This is a genomic window from Hyphomonas sp. CACIAM 19H1, from assembly GCF_003325995.1.
Classification (GTDB): domain Bacteria; phylum Pseudomonadota; class Alphaproteobacteria; order Caulobacterales; family Hyphomonadaceae; genus Hyphomonas; species Hyphomonas polymorpha.
Map to the genome: position 1 here is coordinate 3,030,254 of NZ_CP016437.1, position 17,012 is coordinate 3,047,265.

Annotated in this window: 17 protein-coding genes and 1 riboswitch; of the genes, 13 read left to right on the forward strand and 4 right to left on the reverse strand. The window is 63.8% G+C overall.

Features of this window, described 5'->3' with window-relative positions; all coding sequences use genetic code 11:
* The first annotated feature begins 432 nt into the window (after positions 1-432).
* Entirely contained in the window at positions 433-924 is a 492-nt protein-coding gene (locus BBF93_RS14080) for a flavodoxin family protein (RefSeq protein WP_114106341.1), read from the forward strand.
* Positions 925-1,109: 185 nt separating this feature from the next.
* Complete coding sequence (locus tag BBF93_RS19570) at positions 1,110-1,748, forward strand: DUF6338 family protein (protein WP_162786576.1); 639 nt, start codon at positions 1,110-1,112, stop codon at positions 1,746-1,748.
* Positions 1,749-1,962: 214 nt separating this feature from the next.
* Here the strand turns inward: BBF93_RS19570 and BBF93_RS14085 are convergent, their stop codons facing one another.
* Positions 1,963-2,430, reverse strand: coding sequence for a transposase (locus BBF93_RS14085; RefSeq protein WP_114106342.1), 468 nt, complete (start codon positions 2,428-2,430; stop codon positions 1,963-1,965).
* 107 nt (positions 2,431-2,537) lie between these two features.
* A complete protein-coding gene (gene ispH / locus BBF93_RS14090) occupies positions 2,538-3,485 on the reverse strand; it encodes a 4-hydroxy-3-methylbut-2-enyl diphosphate reductase (RefSeq protein ID WP_114106343.1) in 948 nt (315 codons plus the stop codon).
* A gap of 114 nt (positions 3,486-3,599) precedes the next feature.
* Here ispH and BBF93_RS14095 point away from each other — a divergent pair, with 114 nt between their 5' ends.
* Together BBF93_RS14095 and argS are read left to right on the forward strand one after the other, a co-directional pair.
* The gene (locus BBF93_RS14095) at positions 3,600-4,187 is read left to right on the forward strand and encodes a hypothetical protein (protein ID WP_233349140.1); all 588 of its coding nucleotides are present in this window, start codon (positions 3,600-3,602) and stop codon (positions 4,185-4,187) included.
* Between the two features lie 3 nt (positions 4,188-4,190).
* Positions 4,191-5,960, forward strand: a complete 1,770-nt coding sequence (gene argS, locus BBF93_RS14100; protein ID WP_114106344.1) for an arginine--tRNA ligase — start codon at positions 4,191-4,193, stop codon at positions 5,958-5,960.
* A gap of 104 nt (positions 5,961-6,064) precedes the next feature.
* On the opposite strand, the gene BBF93_RS14105 is transcribed toward argS, so the two are convergent.
* Positions 6,065-6,523: a transposase gene (locus tag BBF93_RS14105; protein WP_162786577.1), complete on the reverse strand. Its 459-nt coding sequence runs from the start codon at positions 6,521-6,523 to the stop codon at positions 6,065-6,067.
* Between the two features lie 139 nt (positions 6,524-6,662).
* On the opposite strand from BBF93_RS14105, the gene BBF93_RS14110 reads away from it, so the two are divergent.
* The 9 genes from BBF93_RS14110 (at position 6,663) to gcvPB (ending at position 15,599) form a co-directional block, all read left to right on the forward strand.
* Positions 6,663-7,799 (forward strand): YcjF family protein, encoded by a 1,137-nt coding sequence (locus BBF93_RS14110; RefSeq protein ID WP_114106346.1) that lies wholly within the window; start codon positions 6,663-6,665, stop codon positions 7,797-7,799.
* Positions 7,800-7,890: 91 nt separating this feature from the next.
* Complete coding sequence (locus BBF93_RS14115) at positions 7,891-8,958, forward strand: endonuclease/exonuclease/phosphatase family protein (RefSeq protein WP_114106347.1); 1,068 nt, start codon at positions 7,891-7,893, stop codon at positions 8,956-8,958.
* 50 nt (positions 8,959-9,008) lie between these two features.
* A complete protein-coding gene (locus BBF93_RS14120) occupies positions 9,009-9,560 on the forward strand; it encodes an RNA polymerase sigma factor (protein ID WP_035598110.1) in 552 nt (183 codons plus the stop codon).
* A complete protein-coding gene (locus BBF93_RS14125) occupies positions 9,557-9,922 on the forward strand; it encodes a DUF6768 family protein (protein WP_035598112.1) in 366 nt (121 codons plus the stop codon). The genes BBF93_RS14120 and BBF93_RS14125 overlap by 4 nt, the downstream gene beginning before the upstream one ends.
* Before the next feature lie 123 nt (positions 9,923-10,045).
* The gene (locus tag BBF93_RS14130) at positions 10,046-10,822 is read left to right on the forward strand and encodes an isocitrate lyase/phosphoenolpyruvate mutase family protein (RefSeq protein WP_114106349.1); all 777 of its coding nucleotides are present in this window, start codon (positions 10,046-10,048) and stop codon (positions 10,820-10,822) included.
* Between the two features lie 51 nt (positions 10,823-10,873).
* A riboswitch (glycine riboswitch) is annotated at positions 10,874-10,965 on the forward strand.
* 171 nt (positions 10,966-11,136) lie between these two features.
* Positions 11,137-12,291, forward strand: coding sequence for a glycine cleavage system aminomethyltransferase GcvT (gene gcvT, locus BBF93_RS14135; protein ID WP_114106350.1), 1,155 nt, complete (start codon positions 11,137-11,139; stop codon positions 12,289-12,291).
* An 18-nt stretch (positions 12,292-12,309) separates the two neighbouring features.
* A complete protein-coding gene (gene gcvH / locus BBF93_RS14140) occupies positions 12,310-12,681 on the forward strand; it encodes a glycine cleavage system protein GcvH (RefSeq protein WP_035598119.1) in 372 nt (123 codons plus the stop codon).
* A gap of 3 nt (positions 12,682-12,684) precedes the next feature.
* On the forward strand, positions 12,685-14,028 hold the full coding sequence (gcvPA, locus tag BBF93_RS14145) for an aminomethyl-transferring glycine dehydrogenase subunit GcvPA (RefSeq protein ID WP_114106351.1): 1,344 nt from the start codon (positions 12,685-12,687) through the stop codon (positions 14,026-14,028).
* On the forward strand, positions 14,028-15,599 hold the full coding sequence (gcvPB, locus tag BBF93_RS14150) for an aminomethyl-transferring glycine dehydrogenase subunit GcvPB (RefSeq protein WP_199288414.1): 1,572 nt from the start codon (positions 14,028-14,030) through the stop codon (positions 15,597-15,599). The genes gcvPA and gcvPB overlap by 1 nt, the downstream gene beginning before the upstream one ends.
* 12 nt (positions 15,600-15,611) lie before the next feature.
* Here the strand turns inward: gcvPB and BBF93_RS14155 are convergent, their stop codons facing one another.
* On the reverse strand, positions 15,612-16,985 hold the full coding sequence (locus BBF93_RS14155; protein ID WP_114106352.1) for an acyltransferase: 1,374 nt from the start codon (positions 16,983-16,985) through the stop codon (positions 15,612-15,614).
* Positions 16,986-17,012: the final 27 nt, after the last annotated feature.

Genomic DNA, 17,012 nt, shown 5'->3' on the forward strand with positions numbered 1-17,012 from the left:
AGGCCGGACAGGGCCGCCCCTTCCGGTTTTGCGCAGATGTAGCAGGCGGAGGCAGATAGCGCCGCATGCGATGATGGACAGTGCGAGAAGGAAGGATCGCGACGCCTTCCGCCTCCGGTGCCGGGGCTGGTCAGGCCCCCGCCCCCGGCCGGGAGATGAAACCGGCCGGAAGCGACGGGAGAAGCCTCGCATGGCGCAGATAGGCGGCGGACAGGCGGGCCGGGATGGCCGGCGGGCGCAGGGATTGGGGGGCGGAGAGGCGGGGGCTTATCCCTCAAAAAGCCCCTTCTCCCTTGAGGGAGAAGGGGTTGGGGATGAGGGGGGAGGCAGGCAGACCACCCCTAGCGTTGCGCCCCCTCACCCCCAGCCCCTCTCCCCAGGGGGAAAAGGGAGCCAAGTGACACGGCGCGCGGCGCCCCCTATCCTGCCCCCATGAAACAGCTTCTGATCATCTGGCATTCGCGCACGGGGGCGGCCGAGGCGATGGCGCGGGCGGCGTTTCAGGGCGCGCGCGGGGACGAGGCGTGCGGGGCGCGGCTCGTGCGGGCGCGGGCGGCGCAGGCGGAAGATGTGCTCGCCGCCGATGGCTATCTCTTCGCCGCGCCGGAAAACCTGGCCAGCCTTTCGGGCGAGATGAAGGAGTTCTTTGACCGCTGCTATTATCCCGTGCTCGGACGGATCGAAGGGCGCCCCTACGCCCTGATGATCGCCGCCGGCAGCGACGGGGAAGGCGCGGCGCGGCAGGCGGCGCGCATCTGCACCGGCTGGCGGTTGAGGGAGGTGCAGCCGCCGATGATCGTGGGCACCCGCGCTCAGACGGCGGAGGAAATCCTGGCGCCGAAGGTGCTGGGGGCGGCGGATTTGGAGAAGTGCCGCGAGCTGGGCGCGGGGATGGCAGCGGGGATTGGGGCGGGGATTTGGTGAGGGGGCAGACGGTAACCCGTAGGGTGCATTAAGCGCAGCGCAATGCACCTTGAGGCCGGGAACAACGCTGTTACGAGCCTACATTTAGCTCAAACTACTTGAACTTTAGCCGTCAAGCCTCCCCAAAAGTTGCGCGCAGGCAATTACTGGTTGCAGTATATCCAGAATCATTTTCACGATTTGGAATGAATGACCTCGATGCCCCCAAGCTAACCTCGTTCTTTTCCGCGCTTGCCCCAGGATTCCTTATTCTATTCGTTCGAAGACAGTTTACGATATCTATTCCGAAGAGTTTTGAAGATAGAGCTATTTCATACGCTGCAATTTCGGCAGTTTATTTCGCTTTCAGCGTTCCTTTTTTTGCATTTCTGAAACAGAATTGGAATGTCGCGCCAGAGGCATATAGGGCTTTAGAATATTTCGCACTGCCTATCTTCCTTGGGCTGACTTTCACTTGGCTCACAAAAAAACGTCCACTTGATCGTTGGTGGTATAAATTTGGTCTAAATCCGTTGCATCACATTCCTTCAGCGTGGGATTTTGTTTTCAGTGAGCTTGATGACCAGAAATGGATAATTGTTACCCTAAATGATGGATCACAAGTTGCCGGAAAATACGGAGTCGGATCTTTCGCCTCATCTGACTCAAATGAAAGAGATGTGTATATTTCGGAAGTATGGGACATTGACGAAGGGACTTGGCAAAAACCCGACCGACACAAAGGGGTACTCCTTTGTGGTAGAGATATCAAAGCCGTTGAACTAATTTCCGAACCACTTGAAGAAACAGAGGAACCCTCAGATGTCGGACAAGAAAAAGCCTGATCGTCCTACGCATGCCAACGGATATAAACTGACGGAAAAAGGACATTCTCCGCGCCCGAAAGTCGAAGGAGGATACCAAGGACCCACAGGAAGCGGAAAGCCAAGCACTCCCCCATCAGGAGGCTCGAGCGTTAAACCACCAAGTAAGAAATAGCACCATTTCGAACGTTGAATGGTGCATTGCGGCCTTTGGCCTTAATGCACCCTACGTTTTTTACGCTTTGTGGTCTCTGTGCCAACTTGAATACGGCCAGTCTGGGATTTCGGCGACAAGGCCGTGTTTTACGGGATTTCCGTATACGTAGTTTATACATGTCTCCAAATCTCGTTCGTCGCGAACGAGTTGTTCCCAATAGCGGCGTTGCCAGATGCCGCGTTCGCCGGGGCGGCGGCCTTGGGCGGGATCATCAGATTTCGCTACGGATTTCGAGAAGTTCAGCTTTATGAGGCGCCAGCGTGTGGAAAAATTGGCATCGCCTTCGGGCAGGCTCCAGATGCAATGGAGATGGTCTGGCAGGATGCAGATGGCGATGGTCTCGAAAGGCCATGTTTTGCTTACCGCCCGGTAGGCTATTCTCAGTTTTTCGATTTCGTCGGTGAGCAGAGTGGACTGTCGGTTGGCGAGATTGACGGTGAAGAAGTAAGTTCCTCCCGGCACGTAGAGACGGCGATAATCCGGCATGACTGCTCCCCCGCGCTCTATTGTAGGGTGCATTAAGCGGAGCGCAATGCACCATCTTGCGATGGGTTGTTTGGTGCATTGCGCTTCGCTTAATGCACCCTACGGGGTTATCCTGCCAAAACCCGCGGCAGTTTGAACGTCACGGTTTCGTCTGCCGTCTTGACCGTATCCACCGTCACGTCGAAGCGTTCGCGGCAGGCGTCGATGACGCCTTGCACCAGGTCTTCCGGGGCGCTGGCGCCGGCGGTGAGGCCGAGGGTGGTGACGCCTTCAAACCAGGACCAGTCTATGTTTTCGGCGGAGGCGATCAGTTCTGCCCTTGCGGCGCCGGCGCGGAGGGCGACTTCGACGAGGCGGACCGAGTTTGAACTCGTCCGGGCACCGATCACCAGGACGAGGCCCGCGCCCGGCGCGAGGACTTTGACCGCCTCCTGACGGTTTGTGGTGGCGTAGCAGATGTCTTCCTTGTGGGGCACGGCGATGCCGGGGAAGCGGGCCTGCAGGGCGCCGACGATTTCGGCAGTGTCGTCCACGCTGAGCGTCGTCTGCGTGAGGAAGGCGAGGTTGGCCGGGTCTTTGGGCTGGTACGCTCTCGCGTCTTCCACCGTCTCGATCAGGGTGACGGCGCCGTCCGGAAGCTGGCCCATGGTGCCGATGACCTCGGGGTGGCCGGCATGGCCGATGAGAAGGATCTCGCGGGCCTGGTCATGATGGCGGGCGGCCTCGACATGCACCTTGGAGACCAGCGGGCATGTGGCGTCCACATAGATCATGTTGCGCTGTCGCGCCTCGGCGGGGACGGATTTGGGCACGCCATGGGCGGAGAAGATGACAGGCCGGTCATCCGGGCATTCTTCCAGCTCCTCCACAAAGACGGCGCCGAGGGCCTCTAGCCGCTCCACCACATGCCGGTTGTGGACGATTTCATGGCGCACATAGACCGGCGCGCCCCACTTTTTCAGGGCTTCCTCGACGATCTGGATGGCGCGGTCGACGCCCGCACAAAAGCCGCGCGGGGCGGCCAGGCGCAGGGTGAGGGGCGGTTTGGTCGTCATCTGGGCACGTCTCCTGCGCCGAATGCGTTGCGTGGGCGCCGCAAGGCCTTTAACACGGGGCGGGTTATCACATGGACAGGCCTTTGCATAAGGCCAAGATGGACACGCCGACGCATGCGCAGAACTGCCCTGATCCTCGCCGCTACGTTCCTGGCCGCCACGGCGGTGACCGGCTGCCGCAGCAGCCGCCTGGCGCAGAGCCTCGACAATACGCCGAACGCCGGCCCCTGCCCGGTGGTCGGCTCTGTCTATGACGCGGCCCGGTATGTGAAATTCGCCGATGGGTCGGGCGAGCTTTACTCCGATATCGCCTATACCGGCGAGATCACCGATGTGCGCATCTATTGCCGCTATACCGACGACATTCCGCTGGCCGCCGAGATCGAGATCGACTTTGCCTATGGCAAGGGCCCGAAGGCAGGCGCCGACAGCCATATCTACCCGTATTTCGTGGCCGTGACGCGCCGCAATGGCAAGGTTCTGGCCAAGGAAACCTTCGCCAGTGAGGCCGAGTTCCGCGGCAAGACGCTGACGGGCAAGTCTGAACTGGTGAACCGCATCTCCATCCCGCGCGCCGATGGCTCGATCTCGGGGGTGAACTTCGAGGTGGTGGTGGGCTTTGACCTGACGCCCGAGCAGCTGGAATTCAACCGCGCCGGCAAGCGTTTCCGCCTCGATGCGGGCGCGAAGCTGGCGGAGTAAGCCATGGCCAGCCTCGCAAAGGAATTATCGGCAGCCGCTGGCGCCGCCTTCGACGCCATGGGGCTGGAGGCGCGTTTCGGCGAGGTGCGCCGCAGCGACAAGCCGGAGCTGGCAGACTTCCAGTGCAACGGCGCCATGGCGGCGGCCAAGGCGGCTGGCAAAAACCCGCGCGAGATTGCCGGGGAGATTGCCGCGAAGCTGAAAGAACACCCCAGCGTGCTGTCTGCCGAAGTGGCCGGGCCGGGCTTTATCAATCTGCGGGTATCGGACGCGGCGCTGTCTTCCCGGGCGGAAGGCGTGCGCGGGGACGCGATGGCGGGGGCGGAGAAAGCCGCTGACGCCCAAGTGACCGTGATCGACTTTGGCGGGGCGAATGTGGCCAAGCCGATGCATGTGGGCCATCTGCGCTCTGCCGTAATCGGCGATACGCTGCAGCGCCTCTTGCGCTTCCTGGGCGACGAGGTGACCTCTGACGTGCACCTTGGCGATTGGGGCCTGCAGATGGGCCACCTTGTAACCGAGCTGCAGGACGAACAGCCCGATCTCATCTATTTCGATGCGAGCTATACCGGCCCCTACCCGGCTGAGCCGCCGGTGACGATTGACGATCTGGGCCGGCTTTATCCGCAGGCGAGCAACAAGGCGAAGGCGGATGAGGCGCGCAATGAGCGCTCACAGCGCGCCGTCGCCGAGATGCAGGCAGGCCGGGCGGGATACCGCGCGCTGCTGCGCCATTTCATCGATGTGTCGGTGGAAGCGCTGAAGAAAGACTATGGCTTCCTCAATGTCTCGTTCGACCTCTGGAAGGGCGAGAGCGATGTGGACGGCCTCATCCCCGGCCTGGTCGAGCGCTTCAAGGAAGCCGGCCTTGCCGAGCTGAGCGACGGGGCATGGATCGTGCCGGTGGCGCGCGAGAGCGACAAGAAAGAGATGCCGCCCGTCATGCTGGTCAACAGCCGGGGCGGCACGGGCTATCACACGACCGACCTTGCCACGATCCTTGACCGGATGGACAATCTGAGGCCGCTTCCGGAGCGGATGCTCTATGTGGTGGACCAGCGCCAGGCGCTGCACTTCGAGCAGGTGTTCCGCGCGGCAGACAAGCTGGGCCTCATCGCCGAGGACAGGCTGGAGCATATCGGCTTCGGCACGGTGAACGGCACGGACGGCAAGCCCTTCAAGACGCGCGAAGGCGGCGTGCTGCGCCTGGCTGACCTGCAGGCGATGGCGATGGAGGAAGCGGAGAAGAAACTCTCTGCCGCCAACCTGCCCGCCGATATGGGCGCCGAAGAACGCTTCGACGTGGCGAAGAAGGTGGCCGTCGCCGCCCTGCGCTTCTCGGACCTGATGAACACGCGGACGACGAATTATGTGTTCGACCTTGACCGCTTCACGAGCTTCGAGGGCAAGACCGGGCCTTACCTGATGTATGCCGCCGTGCGCGTGAAATCCGTGCTGCGCAAGGCCGCCGAGAACGGCCATTCGGCAGGCAAGGTGGTGGTGTCCGAAGACACCGAACGCGCCCTCGTGCTCCAGCTCGACGGCTTCGGCGCGGCGCTTCTGGGCGCGCGCGAAAAGCGCATGCCGCATATTCTCTGCGAACACCTCTACGGCCTCGCCCAGGCCTTCAGCAGCTTCTATGCGGCGCTGCCGATTGCGGCGGAATCCGATGGCGAGAAACGCGCCAGCCGGCTGGCGCTGGCGGACGCTGTAAGGCACCAGCTGGAGACGGGGCTGGGGTTGCTAGGCATTGATGTGCCGGCGCGGATGTAGGGCGTCGGATTTCGCTTCGCTCTATCCGACCTACGGGTGGTGTTGCGTTGCGCCTCGTAGGTCGGATAGAGCGAAGCGAAATCCGACAAACACGGGCGCCGCATTTAGAAGTCCGGCGCATGATACCGCCTCCATGTCGAATACGGCCAATCCGGAATTTCCGCGACATGGCCGTGTTTGACCGGGTTGAAGTGAACATAGTTGATATGGTTCTCCAGGTCGCGGTCGTCTCGGATGGCGCGTTCCCAGAAGCGGTTTTGCCAGATTTTTTCATGCCCCTCGATGACGCCGGACGCGCGCAGGCGGCGGGTGAAACCCGATTTCAAAAGTCTTAGGCGCGTTGAAAAATCCGCGTCGCCGGGCGGCAGCGTCCAGATTACATGCAGATGGTCGGGAAGCACGACGGCCGCCAGCGTCGAAAAGGCATGGTCCTGCTCCACCTCGCGCCAGGATTGCCGCAGCGCCGTGACGTGATCGGTGAGCAGCCGGCGCGAGCGGTCTGCGAGATTGACCGTGAAGAAGTAGGTTCCCCCGGGAATGTAAAGGCGGCGATAGGCGGGCATGGGCCGCAATCTTAACGGGGATTGAGGGCACTGCAATTGGAATGCGGGAGAGGGCGGAGTGTCGGATTTCGGCCTTTGGCCTCTATCCGACCTACGGGTTGCGGGCCTTAATGGAGCCTCATTCTGGAGGACACTGCTCATGGCCAACGCGCCCGTTCCGGTTCCGGTTCCTGCCGAGAAGCCGCCGCAGCAATGGGAGCTTGCCGCGCAATGGGCGCAGGGGTGGCGGGTTTTGAAGGTGGCTGCGTCCGTGGCCGTGGTGATCGCGTTTCTGATGGTGATTGGGCAGGCGTACCTCTTCTACAGACTGTTTGATGATCTCCATCCGGTGGCGGGGTTTGTTTACATTGTGGCGCTGACCGCGGCGCTGGCCTGGCTGGTGGCGCGGCCCGTTGCGGCGTTTCTTTCCATGCCGGTGGCGGCCCGGCCGCCGGACATTTTGATTGATCCCAAGGCGCCGGACCCGAAGGCGATTGCGGCGCGCCTCGGCTATGACGTCCGCTATCTGAAAATGCTGGCGGCCAATCCCGAAGTGCAGGCCGAGCGCGCCGCCATCGAAGACGCCATCGCCAAGGGGAAAGCCCTCGCCGCGCGCGCTGGCCGCGCCAAGCCGGAAGAGGCTCTCGCCCTGTCTCTGGAACTCCAGACATTTGAGCGGGCGCATATCGAGGCGCTGCTCGTCCCGCTCGACCGCCGCGTGAACCAGATCATCCATGCCGAAGCGGTTGGCGTTGGCGTGGCCACCGCCATTTCCATGAATGGCACGGTCGATGCCTTCATCGTGCTGTGGCGCAATGCCAATCTGGTGGCGCGCGTTTCGCGCATCTATTTCGGCCGGCCGCACCTGATGGGCAGCCTGCGCATCCTGCGCGATGTGGCCGCCATCGTGGTGGCCGCCCGCGCGCTGGAGGATGTGACCGACCTTACCGGCGAGGTTGTCGGCAGCCTGCTCGGCCGGATGGGCGGGCTGATCGCCGGGCCGGTGATGGATGGCGGCATCAATGCGATGATGACGCTGAAGCTCGGCTATCTCGCCAAGCGCCGCTGCCGCAGTTTCAAGGGCTGGACGGCGGTGCAGGCGGCGGCGATTTCCGAAGGGGCGCTGCAGGAGGTGAAGGCCGAATCGGGCTCGGTGATTACCGATCTTCTGAAACGGGTTGGCGGCCTCACCACCCACGCTTCCCGCGCCACAGAGCGCGTGATGGCCGGCTCGCGCAGCACCTGGGAACTGATCCGCAGCTGGTTTGGCGGCGGCAGAATGGCCGGCGGCGCATAAAGTGAACGCTGCGTCAGCTGCGCGGCTGGACACAGGCGCCCTGCCCCGTTCTAGATAGGCGCGGGTGGATGATGGCTGACCGGGTGGGCACATGTGGCTGCGCAGGATACTCGTCTACGTCTCCCTGCTGGTGATGCTGGCGGCGCTCTATGCGGGCGCAGCGATCTTCGTGACGCTGACCGATGAGGGCATTCCGGAGCGGCGCGAGGCAGCGCCCTCTGCCCTGCCCGCCGCGCAGGCGCCACTGAAGCTGATGATCTGGAACATCGGCTATTCGGGGCTTGGCGAAGAATCCGATTTCCAGATGGATGGCGGAGAGATGCTGCGCCCGCCGGGCCGCAAGGCGGTGGAGAAAAACCTGGCCGGCATTCAGACCGTGCTGCAGGAAGAGGCGCCGGACATCCTCCTGATGCAGGAACTCGCCGCGCCGGGCTTTCTTAATCACACTGTCGATGTGCTGGGGGGCGTGAAGGCGGCCCTGCCCGGCTATGGCATGGTGTTTTCCTCAGACATCCGTACACGGCTTTTCCCCGGCCCGCTTTCGATGCGCCATGGCCTTGGCACATTCCTGAAGGTGGCGGCGGAGGAGACAGAGCTGGTGCGCCTTTCCGAGGAGCCTGAACCGATCATGGGCTTCATCCAGCGGCGCTATCATCTGCAGGTCACCGAACTGGAGGTCAGCGGGCAGCCCTGGGTGATCATCAATGTGCATCTGTCCGCCTTTGATGAGGGCGCCAATACACGGATGCGGCAGCTGCGCGAGGTGCTGGATCTGGCGCAATCCTATTACCAGCGGGGCGCGGCGGTGGTGATTGGCGGGGACTGGAACATGCGCCTGGCGCAGACAGACTTTGCCTATCAGAGCGCGGAGGAAGCCCTCTTCTGGGTGCATGATTTTCCGCAGGAAACCCTGCGCCGGGGCTGGCAGATCCTGATCGACCCGGCCGTGCCCACCACGCGCACCAATGAGCAGCCTTACACGGCAGGCGTGAACTATACGACGATCATCGACGGCTTTGTCGCCTCTCCCAATGTGGGGGTGGATGAGGTGCGCGGCATCGACCTTGGTTTCCGGTTTACTGATCACCAGCCCGTGGTGGCCCTGCTGCGGCGAACCGATGGGCCCGTGCCTGAAGACAGCAGCCCTCCGGTGGATTGAACCTTTCGGCTGCCCCGCGCGACTATCCCCATGAAAGACAAGGGCGCGGCATGGCACTGAGCGACACAGACCGGATCTATGACGAATTGCTCGTTACGCTGGTTCGCGCGGGCGATGTGCGGGCGGGCGAACGCTTGGCGGCGCGCTGGCATCCCCGGCTGCTGCGCGCGGCTAGGCGGATGCTGGGCGACAGGGAAGAAGCGCGCGAGGCGGCGCAGGAAGCGTGGGGCGGTATCTGCCGGGGCTGGCTGCGCCTGTCTGATCCGGCAATGTTTCCGGGCTGGGCATACAGCATTCTCACCCGCAAATGCGCGGACCGTATCCGGCGGCGAAGCGGCGAGCGGCAGTATTTCGCCCCGGCCCTGGAGGCGGAGGCTGCCGAGCCTGCCATCGCTGCGGCCGCGCCGCTGCGCCATGCGATCCTGGAGGCGCTGGGCCAGCTCAGCCCCGAGCATCGCATCGCCGCCATTCTCTATTTCAGCGAGGGTCTCACCCTTGCCGAAACAGCCGCCGCCACCGGCGTTCCGGTCGGCACGGCCAAATCGCGCATCTTTCATGCGCGCCAACACCTGAAAGTGCTTCTTGAAGGAGACCTGACATGACGAGCTTTGAAACACGCCTGAAAGAAAGCCTCAGCGCCGAGGACGAGGCGTTCCTGAAAAACCTGGAGGAAGGCGAAAGCCTGTTCGGCCAGTTGGGCGCAACCTTTACCGGCCCGATGAAATTCTGGACCGGCTTTGCCTTCATGCTGGGCTTTGTATTCTTCCTGGGCATGATCTGGTGCGCGGTGGAAATCAGCCGGGCAGCCAGCGTTCAGCAGGTTGGCCTGTGGCTGGCGGGCTTTGTCTTCGCCATGGTGGCGACCGGCATGATCAAGACCTGGTTCTGGCTGCGGATGAACCACCTCGCCACATTGCGTGAACTCAAACGCCTCGAGCTGCGCCTGATGCACCGCGCGGCCTGAGCAAATCTCAATTGCCGGGTCGCCGCCTTCTGCTGACACTCAAACCCGCAAGAAACGGGTCGCTGCGGAACGCAGGCGCTGGCAAGCCGTTGCTTTGCCACGCGCCATAGAAGGAGCCGCCCCATGCCCACACAGACTGAAAAGCTTGCTCTGTTCCGCCAGCTGCATAGCGGGGACGCGCCGCTGGTGCTGGTGAACATCTGGGATGCCGGTTCTGCCCGCACGGTGGCCGCCGCCGGCGCCGCCGCGCTGGCTACGGGCAGTGCCTCGGTGGGCGGGGCGCTCGGCTTTGGCGATGGGGAGACGGTGCCGCTGGACGCCGTGCTGGAGAACGCCGCGCGGATTACCGGCGCGGTGGACCTGCCCGTCTCGCTGGACTTTGAAGCTGGCTATGCGGCGGGCGAGGCAGGGCTCAGCGAGAATATTGGCCGCGTCATCGATGCCGGCGCGGTGGGCATCAATCTGGAGGATGGCTACCCGGCCGGGGATGGCGAAGGCGTGCGCCCGCTGGAGGAGGCCGCCGCCCGCCTCCGCGCCGCGCGCCAGGCGGCAGAGGCAAAGCTGCCCGGCTTCTGGATCAATGCGCGCACCGATATCTGCCTCAACGCCAAACCCGAAGCGCATGACGCGTTGATCGCCAGCGTGATCGCGCGTGGGAAGGCCTATGCGGAGGCGGGCGCCAGCAGCTTCTTCGTGCCGGGCCTGCGGGACATGTCGCTCATCCGCCAGGTGTGCGCGGGCTCTCCCCTGCCGGTGAATGTGATGGCCGGGCCGGAGGCAGTTTCCTTCCGGGCGCTGGCCGAGGCGGGCGTGCGCCGCATCAGCTATGGCCCGTTCCCGTGGCGGGCGGCGATGGCAACGCTCACTTCCTATGCAAAGCGCGCAGGCGAGGCCGGCTGACACGCCCAGCCCTTGCCGCGCCCGAGAATCCGGGCTAGCTGACCCTCACATCATCCTCTTCCGGGAGAGAGCGGCATTCGGTAGCCGCCGCCGAAGGCGCAACCGCCCCGGAAACGCTCAGGCAAAAGGGCCGGAAGAGGGTCAACACGCTGGAAAGAGGCTGCAACACGCCTCGCCGAAGGAGCAAGCTGGCCTTCGACTTCGCTCAGGAAGAGCAGGTCAGGAACGCGGAATCTCTCAGGCGCCCGGACAGCGGGGGCGACGGACCCAAGCAGCGCTGCCGCGCTGTGTCCGTCACTCTATGGAAGGGCGCCATGGCCGAGGCCTCAACAGAAAACCTGAAGCGCACGCCGCTTTACGCTTCCCACGTCAAGATGGGCGGCAAGCTGGTGCCGTTTGCCGGCTATGAAATGCCCGTCCAGTTTGAAGGGGTGATGGCCGAACACCTGTGGACCCGCAGTCAGGCGGGCCTGTTCGATGTGTCCCATATGGGCCCCTGCTTCCTGACGCTGGAAGCGGGCATTGGCGGGGGCGACGCGGCCCATGCCGAGATTGCCGCGCTGATCGAAACACTGGTGCCGTCCGACATAGCGAGCCTCAAACCCGGCCAGGCACGCCTGACGGTTCTGCTGAATGAAGACGGCGGCATCCTGGACGACCTGATCATCACCCGCCCGATCGGCGACGAGGCCCAAGGCACGCTTTACATCGTCGTCAATGGCGCGATGAAGGAGCAGGACTGGGGCATCTTCGAGAAGGCGCTGGCCGGCAAGGCCGTGCTGACGCGCGCTGACGACCGCATCCTCTTCGCGCTGCAGGGCCCGAAGGCGGTGGATGTGATGGCCGATTTCTTCCCCGGCTGCGAAGAGCTGAAATTCATGCACCACATGCCGTTTGAAATGAACGGCCAGCGCTGCATCGTCTCGCGCTGCGGCTATACCGGTGAGGACGGCTTTGAAGTTCTGATCCCGGCAGAGGCCGGCCTGCCGCTGATTGAAGAGATGTATACGGACGAGCGGGTAAAACCTATCGGCCTGGGCGCGCGCGACTCACTGCGCCTGGAATCCGGGCTCTGCCTCTATGGCCACGACCTATCCCCGGACATTTCCCCCATCGAGGCAGACCTTGCCTGGGTGATCCAGAAGCGCCGCCGCGAGGCGGGGGATTTCCCCGGCGCCGCGCGCATTCTCCGTGAGCTGAAGGAAGGCCCCGCCCGCAAGCGCGTCGGCATCCGCCCGCTGGAACGCGCGCCCGCGCGGGAAGGCACCGAAATCCAGGTGGGTGGCGAGGCCGTTGGCACCATCACCTCCGGCGGCTTCGGCCCCAGCGTCGATGGCCCCGTCGCCATGGGCTATATCGCCGCCGCGCATGCCGCGCCCGGCACAAAGATCGATCTCATCGTTCGCGGAAAGGCACGCCCCGCTGAAGTGGCCGCCCTTCCATTCGTTCCGCAAAATTACAAACGCTAGACCAGAAGGGGCACGCACATGACCACCTATTACACCAAGGACCATGAATGGATCCGCGTCGAGGGCGACACCGGCACCGTGGGCATCACCGCCTATGCCGCCGGCCAGCTGGGCGATGTTGTCTATGTCGAGCTTCCCGAGAGCGGCGCCAAGATTGCCAAGGGCGACGGCTTTGCCGTGGTCGAGAGCGTCAAGGCCGCGTCTGACGTTTACGCCCCGATTTCCGGCTCGGTGGTCGAGGCCAATACCGGGCTTGCCGACGCGCCGGAAAAGGTCAACGAAGCCGCCGAGGGCGACGCCTGGTTCGTCCGCATCAAGATTGCCGACGCCGGCGAGCTTGACGGCCTGATGGATGAAGCTGCCTACACCGCCTATTGCGAAGGTCTCTGATACATGCGCTACCTGCCGCTCACGCCCGAGGATCGCGCCAGCATGCTGGCCACCATCGGCGCAAAGTCCGTCGATGATTTTTACACGGATGTTCCCGAAGCCGCCCGCCTGAAGGGCAAGGTTGCCGGCCTGCCTGACCATCAGGGCGAACTCGCGGTCGAGCGGCACCTGACCAAGCTCGCCGCGAAGAACCGGTCGGCGTCCTCCGGCCCATTCTTTGTCGGCGCGGGCGCCTACAAGCATCATGTGCCCGCCAGCGTGGACATGATCATCCAGCGCTCGGAATTCCTGACGACCTACACGCCCTATCAGCCGGAAATCGCGCAGGGTACGCTGCAGACCCTGTTTGAATTCCAGACGCAGGTAGCCGCGCTGACCGCCATGGATGTGGCCAACGCCTCGATGTATGATGGCTCGACCGCCTGCGCCGAGGCCGCCGTGATGGCCGCGCGCGTCACCCGCCGCAAGAAGGTGATCCTGTCGGGCGGCCTGCACCCGCATTATGCCGCCGCCACGCGCCTGCTCTGCGAAGCGCAGGGGCTGGACGTGGTGCAGCTGCCTGTCGCCATTGATGGCGAAGGCGAGCTGGCAAAGGCCGTGGACGGAGAAACCGCCTGCGTCATCGGCCAGAGCCCGAACGTGTTCGGCACGGTGACGGATCTGTCTGCCGTGGCGGACGCCGCCCATGGCAAGGGCGCCCTGCTCGTCTCGGTGTTCACCGAAGCGGTCAGTCTTGGCCTTGTCACGCCGCCCGGCGAAATGGGGGCCGACATTGCGGCTGGCGAAGGCCAGTCGATCGGCAATGGCCTGAACTTTGGCGGGCCCTATGTCGGCCTCTTCTCGGTGCGCGACAAGCTGGTGCGCCAGATGCCGGGCCGCCTCTGCGGCGAAACGGTGGATGCGGACGGAAATCGCGGCTTCGTGCTGACCCTCTCCACCCGCGAGCAGCATATCCGCCGCGACAAGGCGACTTCTAACATCTGCACCAATTCCGGCCTCTGCGCGCTTGCCTTCACGTCGCACATGACGCTGCTGGGCGGCAAGGGCCTGAAGCAACTGGCAGAGCTAAACCATGAAGCCGCCATTGAGCTGGCCGATGCACTGACTTCTGTGAAAGGCGTGGAAGTCCTCACCCCGCGCTTCTTCAACGAGTTTGCCATCCGTACACCGATGGACGCTGAAGCCGTGCTCGCCATGCTGGACGAAGCCGGCATCGTGGGCGGCGTGCGCGCCTCCCGCCTCTTCCCCGGCGACCATCTGGGTGACGTTATCCTCGTCGCCGCCACTGAATGCACGACAGCGGACGATATCGCCGCCTATGCCGACGCTCTGAAGGAGATCATCTGATGTCTATGAACTCCACGGGCCGCCCCACGGCGCCCACTTCTGTCTCCGCCACCGCCATCGAGACCGTTTCGGGTTCGCGCGGGCTTCTTCAGCGTGAGGATCTTCTCTTCGAGATCGGCACGCCCGAAACCACCGGCGTGGACCTGCCCAAGCCCAAGGGCCTGAAATCCCGTCTCGGCGGGGTTGCCCGCAAGGTGGATACCGGCCTGCCGGGCCTTTCCGAGCCCCAGGCCGTGCGCCACTACATGCGCCTCTCCCAGAAGAATTATGCCATCGATCTTGGCCTCTTCCCGCTGGGCAGCTGCACGATGAAGCACAATCCGCGCCTTAACGAGAAGATGGCCCGCCTGCCCGGCTTTGGCGACATTCACCCGCTGCAGCCACAGGCGACCGTTCAGGGCGCGCTGGAACTGATCGACGAGCTTTCCACCTGGCTGAAGACGCTGACCAACATGCCCGCCGTGGCCATGAGCCCGAAAGCCGGCGCGCATGGCGAGCTGTGCGGCCTGCTGGCCATCCGCCAGGCGCTGATCGCGCGCGGCGAAGGCGAGGTGCGCAAGCGCATGCTGGTACCTGAGTCCGCCCACGGAACAAACCCGGCGACGGCGGCCCAATGCGGTTTCATCGTGGACGAGATCAAGGCCAACAAGCGTGGCCGGGTCGATATGGCAGACCTCAAGTCGAAGCTGGAAAAGTCCGATGATGTCGCCGGCATCATGCTGACCAACCCGAACACTTGCGGCCTGTTTGAAACCGACATTCGCGAGATTGCCGATCTGATCCACAAGGCCGGCGGCTATTTCTATTGCGACGGGGCAAACTTCAACGCCATCGTTGGGCGTGTGCGCCCCGGCGACCTTGGCGTCGATGCGATGCACATCAACCTGCACAAGACCTTCTCCACGCCCCATGGCGGCGGCGGGCCGGGCTCTGGCCCGACTGTGCTGTCCGAGGCGCTGGCCCCCTACGCGCCCGTGCCCTTCGTGACGAAGGATGAGGACGGCATCTACCGCCTCGTCGAGCAGACCGAGGGCGAAGCCTCCGAAAGCTTTGGGCGCATGGTGGCTTTCCATGGCCAGATGGGCATGTTCGTGCGGGCGCTCGCCTATATGCTGAGCCATGGCGCAGATGGGCTGAAACAGGCGGCGGAAGATGCTGTGCTCAACGCCAACTACATCCAGGCGCGCCTGAAACATGTGATGAGCCCGGCCTTCGACGGCTATTGCATGCACGAGGCGCTCTTCTCGGATGCCTTCACGGCAGACGGGATCGAGACCATCGACATCGCCAAGGCGCTGATTGATGAGGGGTATCATCCGATGACGATGTATTTCCCGCTGGTCGTCCACGGCGCCATGCTGATCGAGCCGACGGAGACAGAGTCCAAGGCTGAGCTCGACCGGTTCTGCGACGCGCTGGAATCCATCGCCCGCCGCGCCGCGCAGGGTGACGACACGCTGAAAGGCGCGCCTTACCTTGCCCCCGCCAAACGCCTCGACGAGACGCGTGCGGCCCGCAAGCCGGTGCTGAAATGGGCTGCGCCGGACGCCAGCAAGGTGGCGGCCGAATAAGCCGCGCCTGACTTAGGGCAATTGATCTTCACGGGCACGGCGGCTGTAGGGAAACAGCCGCCGTCTCACCATCCGGAACAGGGAGAGCGCCGGGCGCTCCACCAGCATGTAGCCGAACCAGCCGGCCAACAGCGCGCCGGCAAAGGCGCCCGCGATATAGATGAGATCATCCAGCACGCCCGGCGCGCCCAGCACGAAGGGCGCAGCCCAATCGCCCGCCGTCGCCAGCCAGCGCTGGAGGAAGACCAGGCCGCCAATGGCAAAGATGTGCCCCAGATAGATGGAATAGGACCAGTCGCCGATATGTCGGCCGGCGGCATAGAGCATCTCCAGCGGGCGGCCGAGGGCGTAGAGCAGCCCCGGCGTATACCGCCCGCCCAGCCAGCCAAGGCCGAGCACCAGTCCCGCTGCCACCGCCCCGGCAGGTACGGCGACCAGGGTGGCACTCTGGCGCAGGGCAAGGTCTGCAGCCGGGGAAACGCCCTGCATCTGGTAAACCGCTGCACACACGATCACCGCGCCGGCCACCGGCACCAGCCACACCAGCCGCCCATGCTGTTCCAGCGCGGCAAAACCATAAACCAGCAGCGCGCCGGGAATGCCGAAGGCCAGCACCCGGCCCCATTGGTGGGTATAGGGCGTAAACTCTCCCTGCAGGCAGAGGCTCGCGGTGAACCAAAGGGCCGCCCCAAGCGTTAGGATACCTGAGCGGGCAACAAAGCCCGAGCTCACCATCAGCCCGATCATTGCGCCGAAGATGAATTCCATCGTCAGCGGGTGAATGGCGAGGGTGAGGAAATTGATCGCCACCGGCTCTGACAGCCCCAGCAGGGAAGCGGCCACCACCAAACCGCCCCAGCCAAGAAGTGCGAGCGGGATAACCGCGCGCGGAACCAACAGCAGGCAGGCAAAGACCGCGTAGAAGTACATCTCGTGCATCAGCGTCCAGCCAAGGCTGAGCACCGGCAGGTCCGGCTGGGGGATCAGAAGAAAAGACTTCATCAGGAAGCCTACCCCCTCGCCATTCTGAACAGCGGTGCGCCAGGCAGGGTCGTCCGCTTCCGGAACATGAAGGAAAATATAGTATGTCGCCGCCAGCGCCGCCGCGGCCCACCAGAGCGGATAGATCCGCGTGATGCGCGCGAAAAGGAACTCCCCCACCCCTGGCAGACCCGGCTCACCTCGACGCGTCACCCACACCATGATGAAGCCGGAGATCACGAAGAACAGGTCCACGCCCGCAAAGCCGCTGGCGAAAACGCCGCCCAGCATGGCATTGTCCGCTTTTTCCGGGCCGATCGTGAGGAGCTGTAAACCAACCGCGTGGTAGAACACTACAAGCAGGGCCGCGATGCCGCGAAGAAGCTGGATGGAGTAAAGCTTCATGTCTGGCGGTGCCAACTTCCGGTTCGT

Excerpts from the sequence above, each read along its gene's own strand:
- BBF93_RS14080 (WP_114106341.1), top strand. The coding sequence starts at position 433 with ATGAAACAGCTTCTGATCATCTGGCATTCGCGCACGGGGGCGGCCGAG.
- BBF93_RS19570 (WP_162786576.1), top strand. The coding sequence starts at position 1,110 with ATGAATGACCTCGATGCCCCCAAGCTAACCTCGTTCTTTTCCGCGCTT.
- BBF93_RS14085 (WP_114106342.1), bottom strand. The coding sequence starts at position 2,430 with ATGCCGGATTATCGCCGTCTCTACGTGCCGGGAGGAACTTACTTCTTC.
- ispH (WP_114106343.1), bottom strand. The coding sequence starts at position 3,485 with ATGACGACCAAACCGCCCCTCACCCTGCGCCTGGCCGCCCCGCGCGGC.
- BBF93_RS14095 (WP_233349140.1), top strand. The coding sequence starts at position 3,600 with ATGCGCAGAACTGCCCTGATCCTCGCCGCTACGTTCCTGGCCGCCACG.
- argS (WP_114106344.1), top strand. The coding sequence starts at position 4,191 with ATGGCCAGCCTCGCAAAGGAATTATCGGCAGCCGCTGGCGCCGCCTTC.
- BBF93_RS14105 (WP_162786577.1), bottom strand. The coding sequence starts at position 6,523 with ATGCCCGCCTATCGCCGCCTTTACATTCCCGGGGGAACCTACTTCTTC.
- BBF93_RS14110 (WP_114106346.1), top strand. The coding sequence starts at position 6,663 with ATGGCCAACGCGCCCGTTCCGGTTCCGGTTCCTGCCGAGAAGCCGCCG.
- BBF93_RS14115 (WP_114106347.1), top strand. The coding sequence starts at position 7,891 with ATGTGGCTGCGCAGGATACTCGTCTACGTCTCCCTGCTGGTGATGCTG.
- BBF93_RS14120 (WP_035598110.1), top strand. The coding sequence starts at position 9,009 with ATGGCACTGAGCGACACAGACCGGATCTATGACGAATTGCTCGTTACG.
- BBF93_RS14125 (WP_035598112.1), top strand. The coding sequence starts at position 9,557 with ATGACGAGCTTTGAAACACGCCTGAAAGAAAGCCTCAGCGCCGAGGAC.
- BBF93_RS14130 (WP_114106349.1), top strand. The coding sequence starts at position 10,046 with ATGCCCACACAGACTGAAAAGCTTGCTCTGTTCCGCCAGCTGCATAGC.
- gcvT (WP_114106350.1), top strand. The coding sequence starts at position 11,137 with ATGGCCGAGGCCTCAACAGAAAACCTGAAGCGCACGCCGCTTTACGCT.
- gcvH (WP_035598119.1), top strand. The coding sequence starts at position 12,310 with ATGACCACCTATTACACCAAGGACCATGAATGGATCCGCGTCGAGGGC.
- gcvPA (WP_114106351.1), top strand. The coding sequence starts at position 12,685 with ATGCGCTACCTGCCGCTCACGCCCGAGGATCGCGCCAGCATGCTGGCC.
- gcvPB (WP_199288414.1), top strand. The coding sequence starts at position 14,028 with ATGTCTATGAACTCCACGGGCCGCCCCACGGCGCCCACTTCTGTCTCC.
- BBF93_RS14155 (WP_114106352.1), bottom strand. The coding sequence starts at position 16,985 with ATGAAGCTTTACTCCATCCAGCTTCTTCGCGGCATCGCGGCCCTGCTT.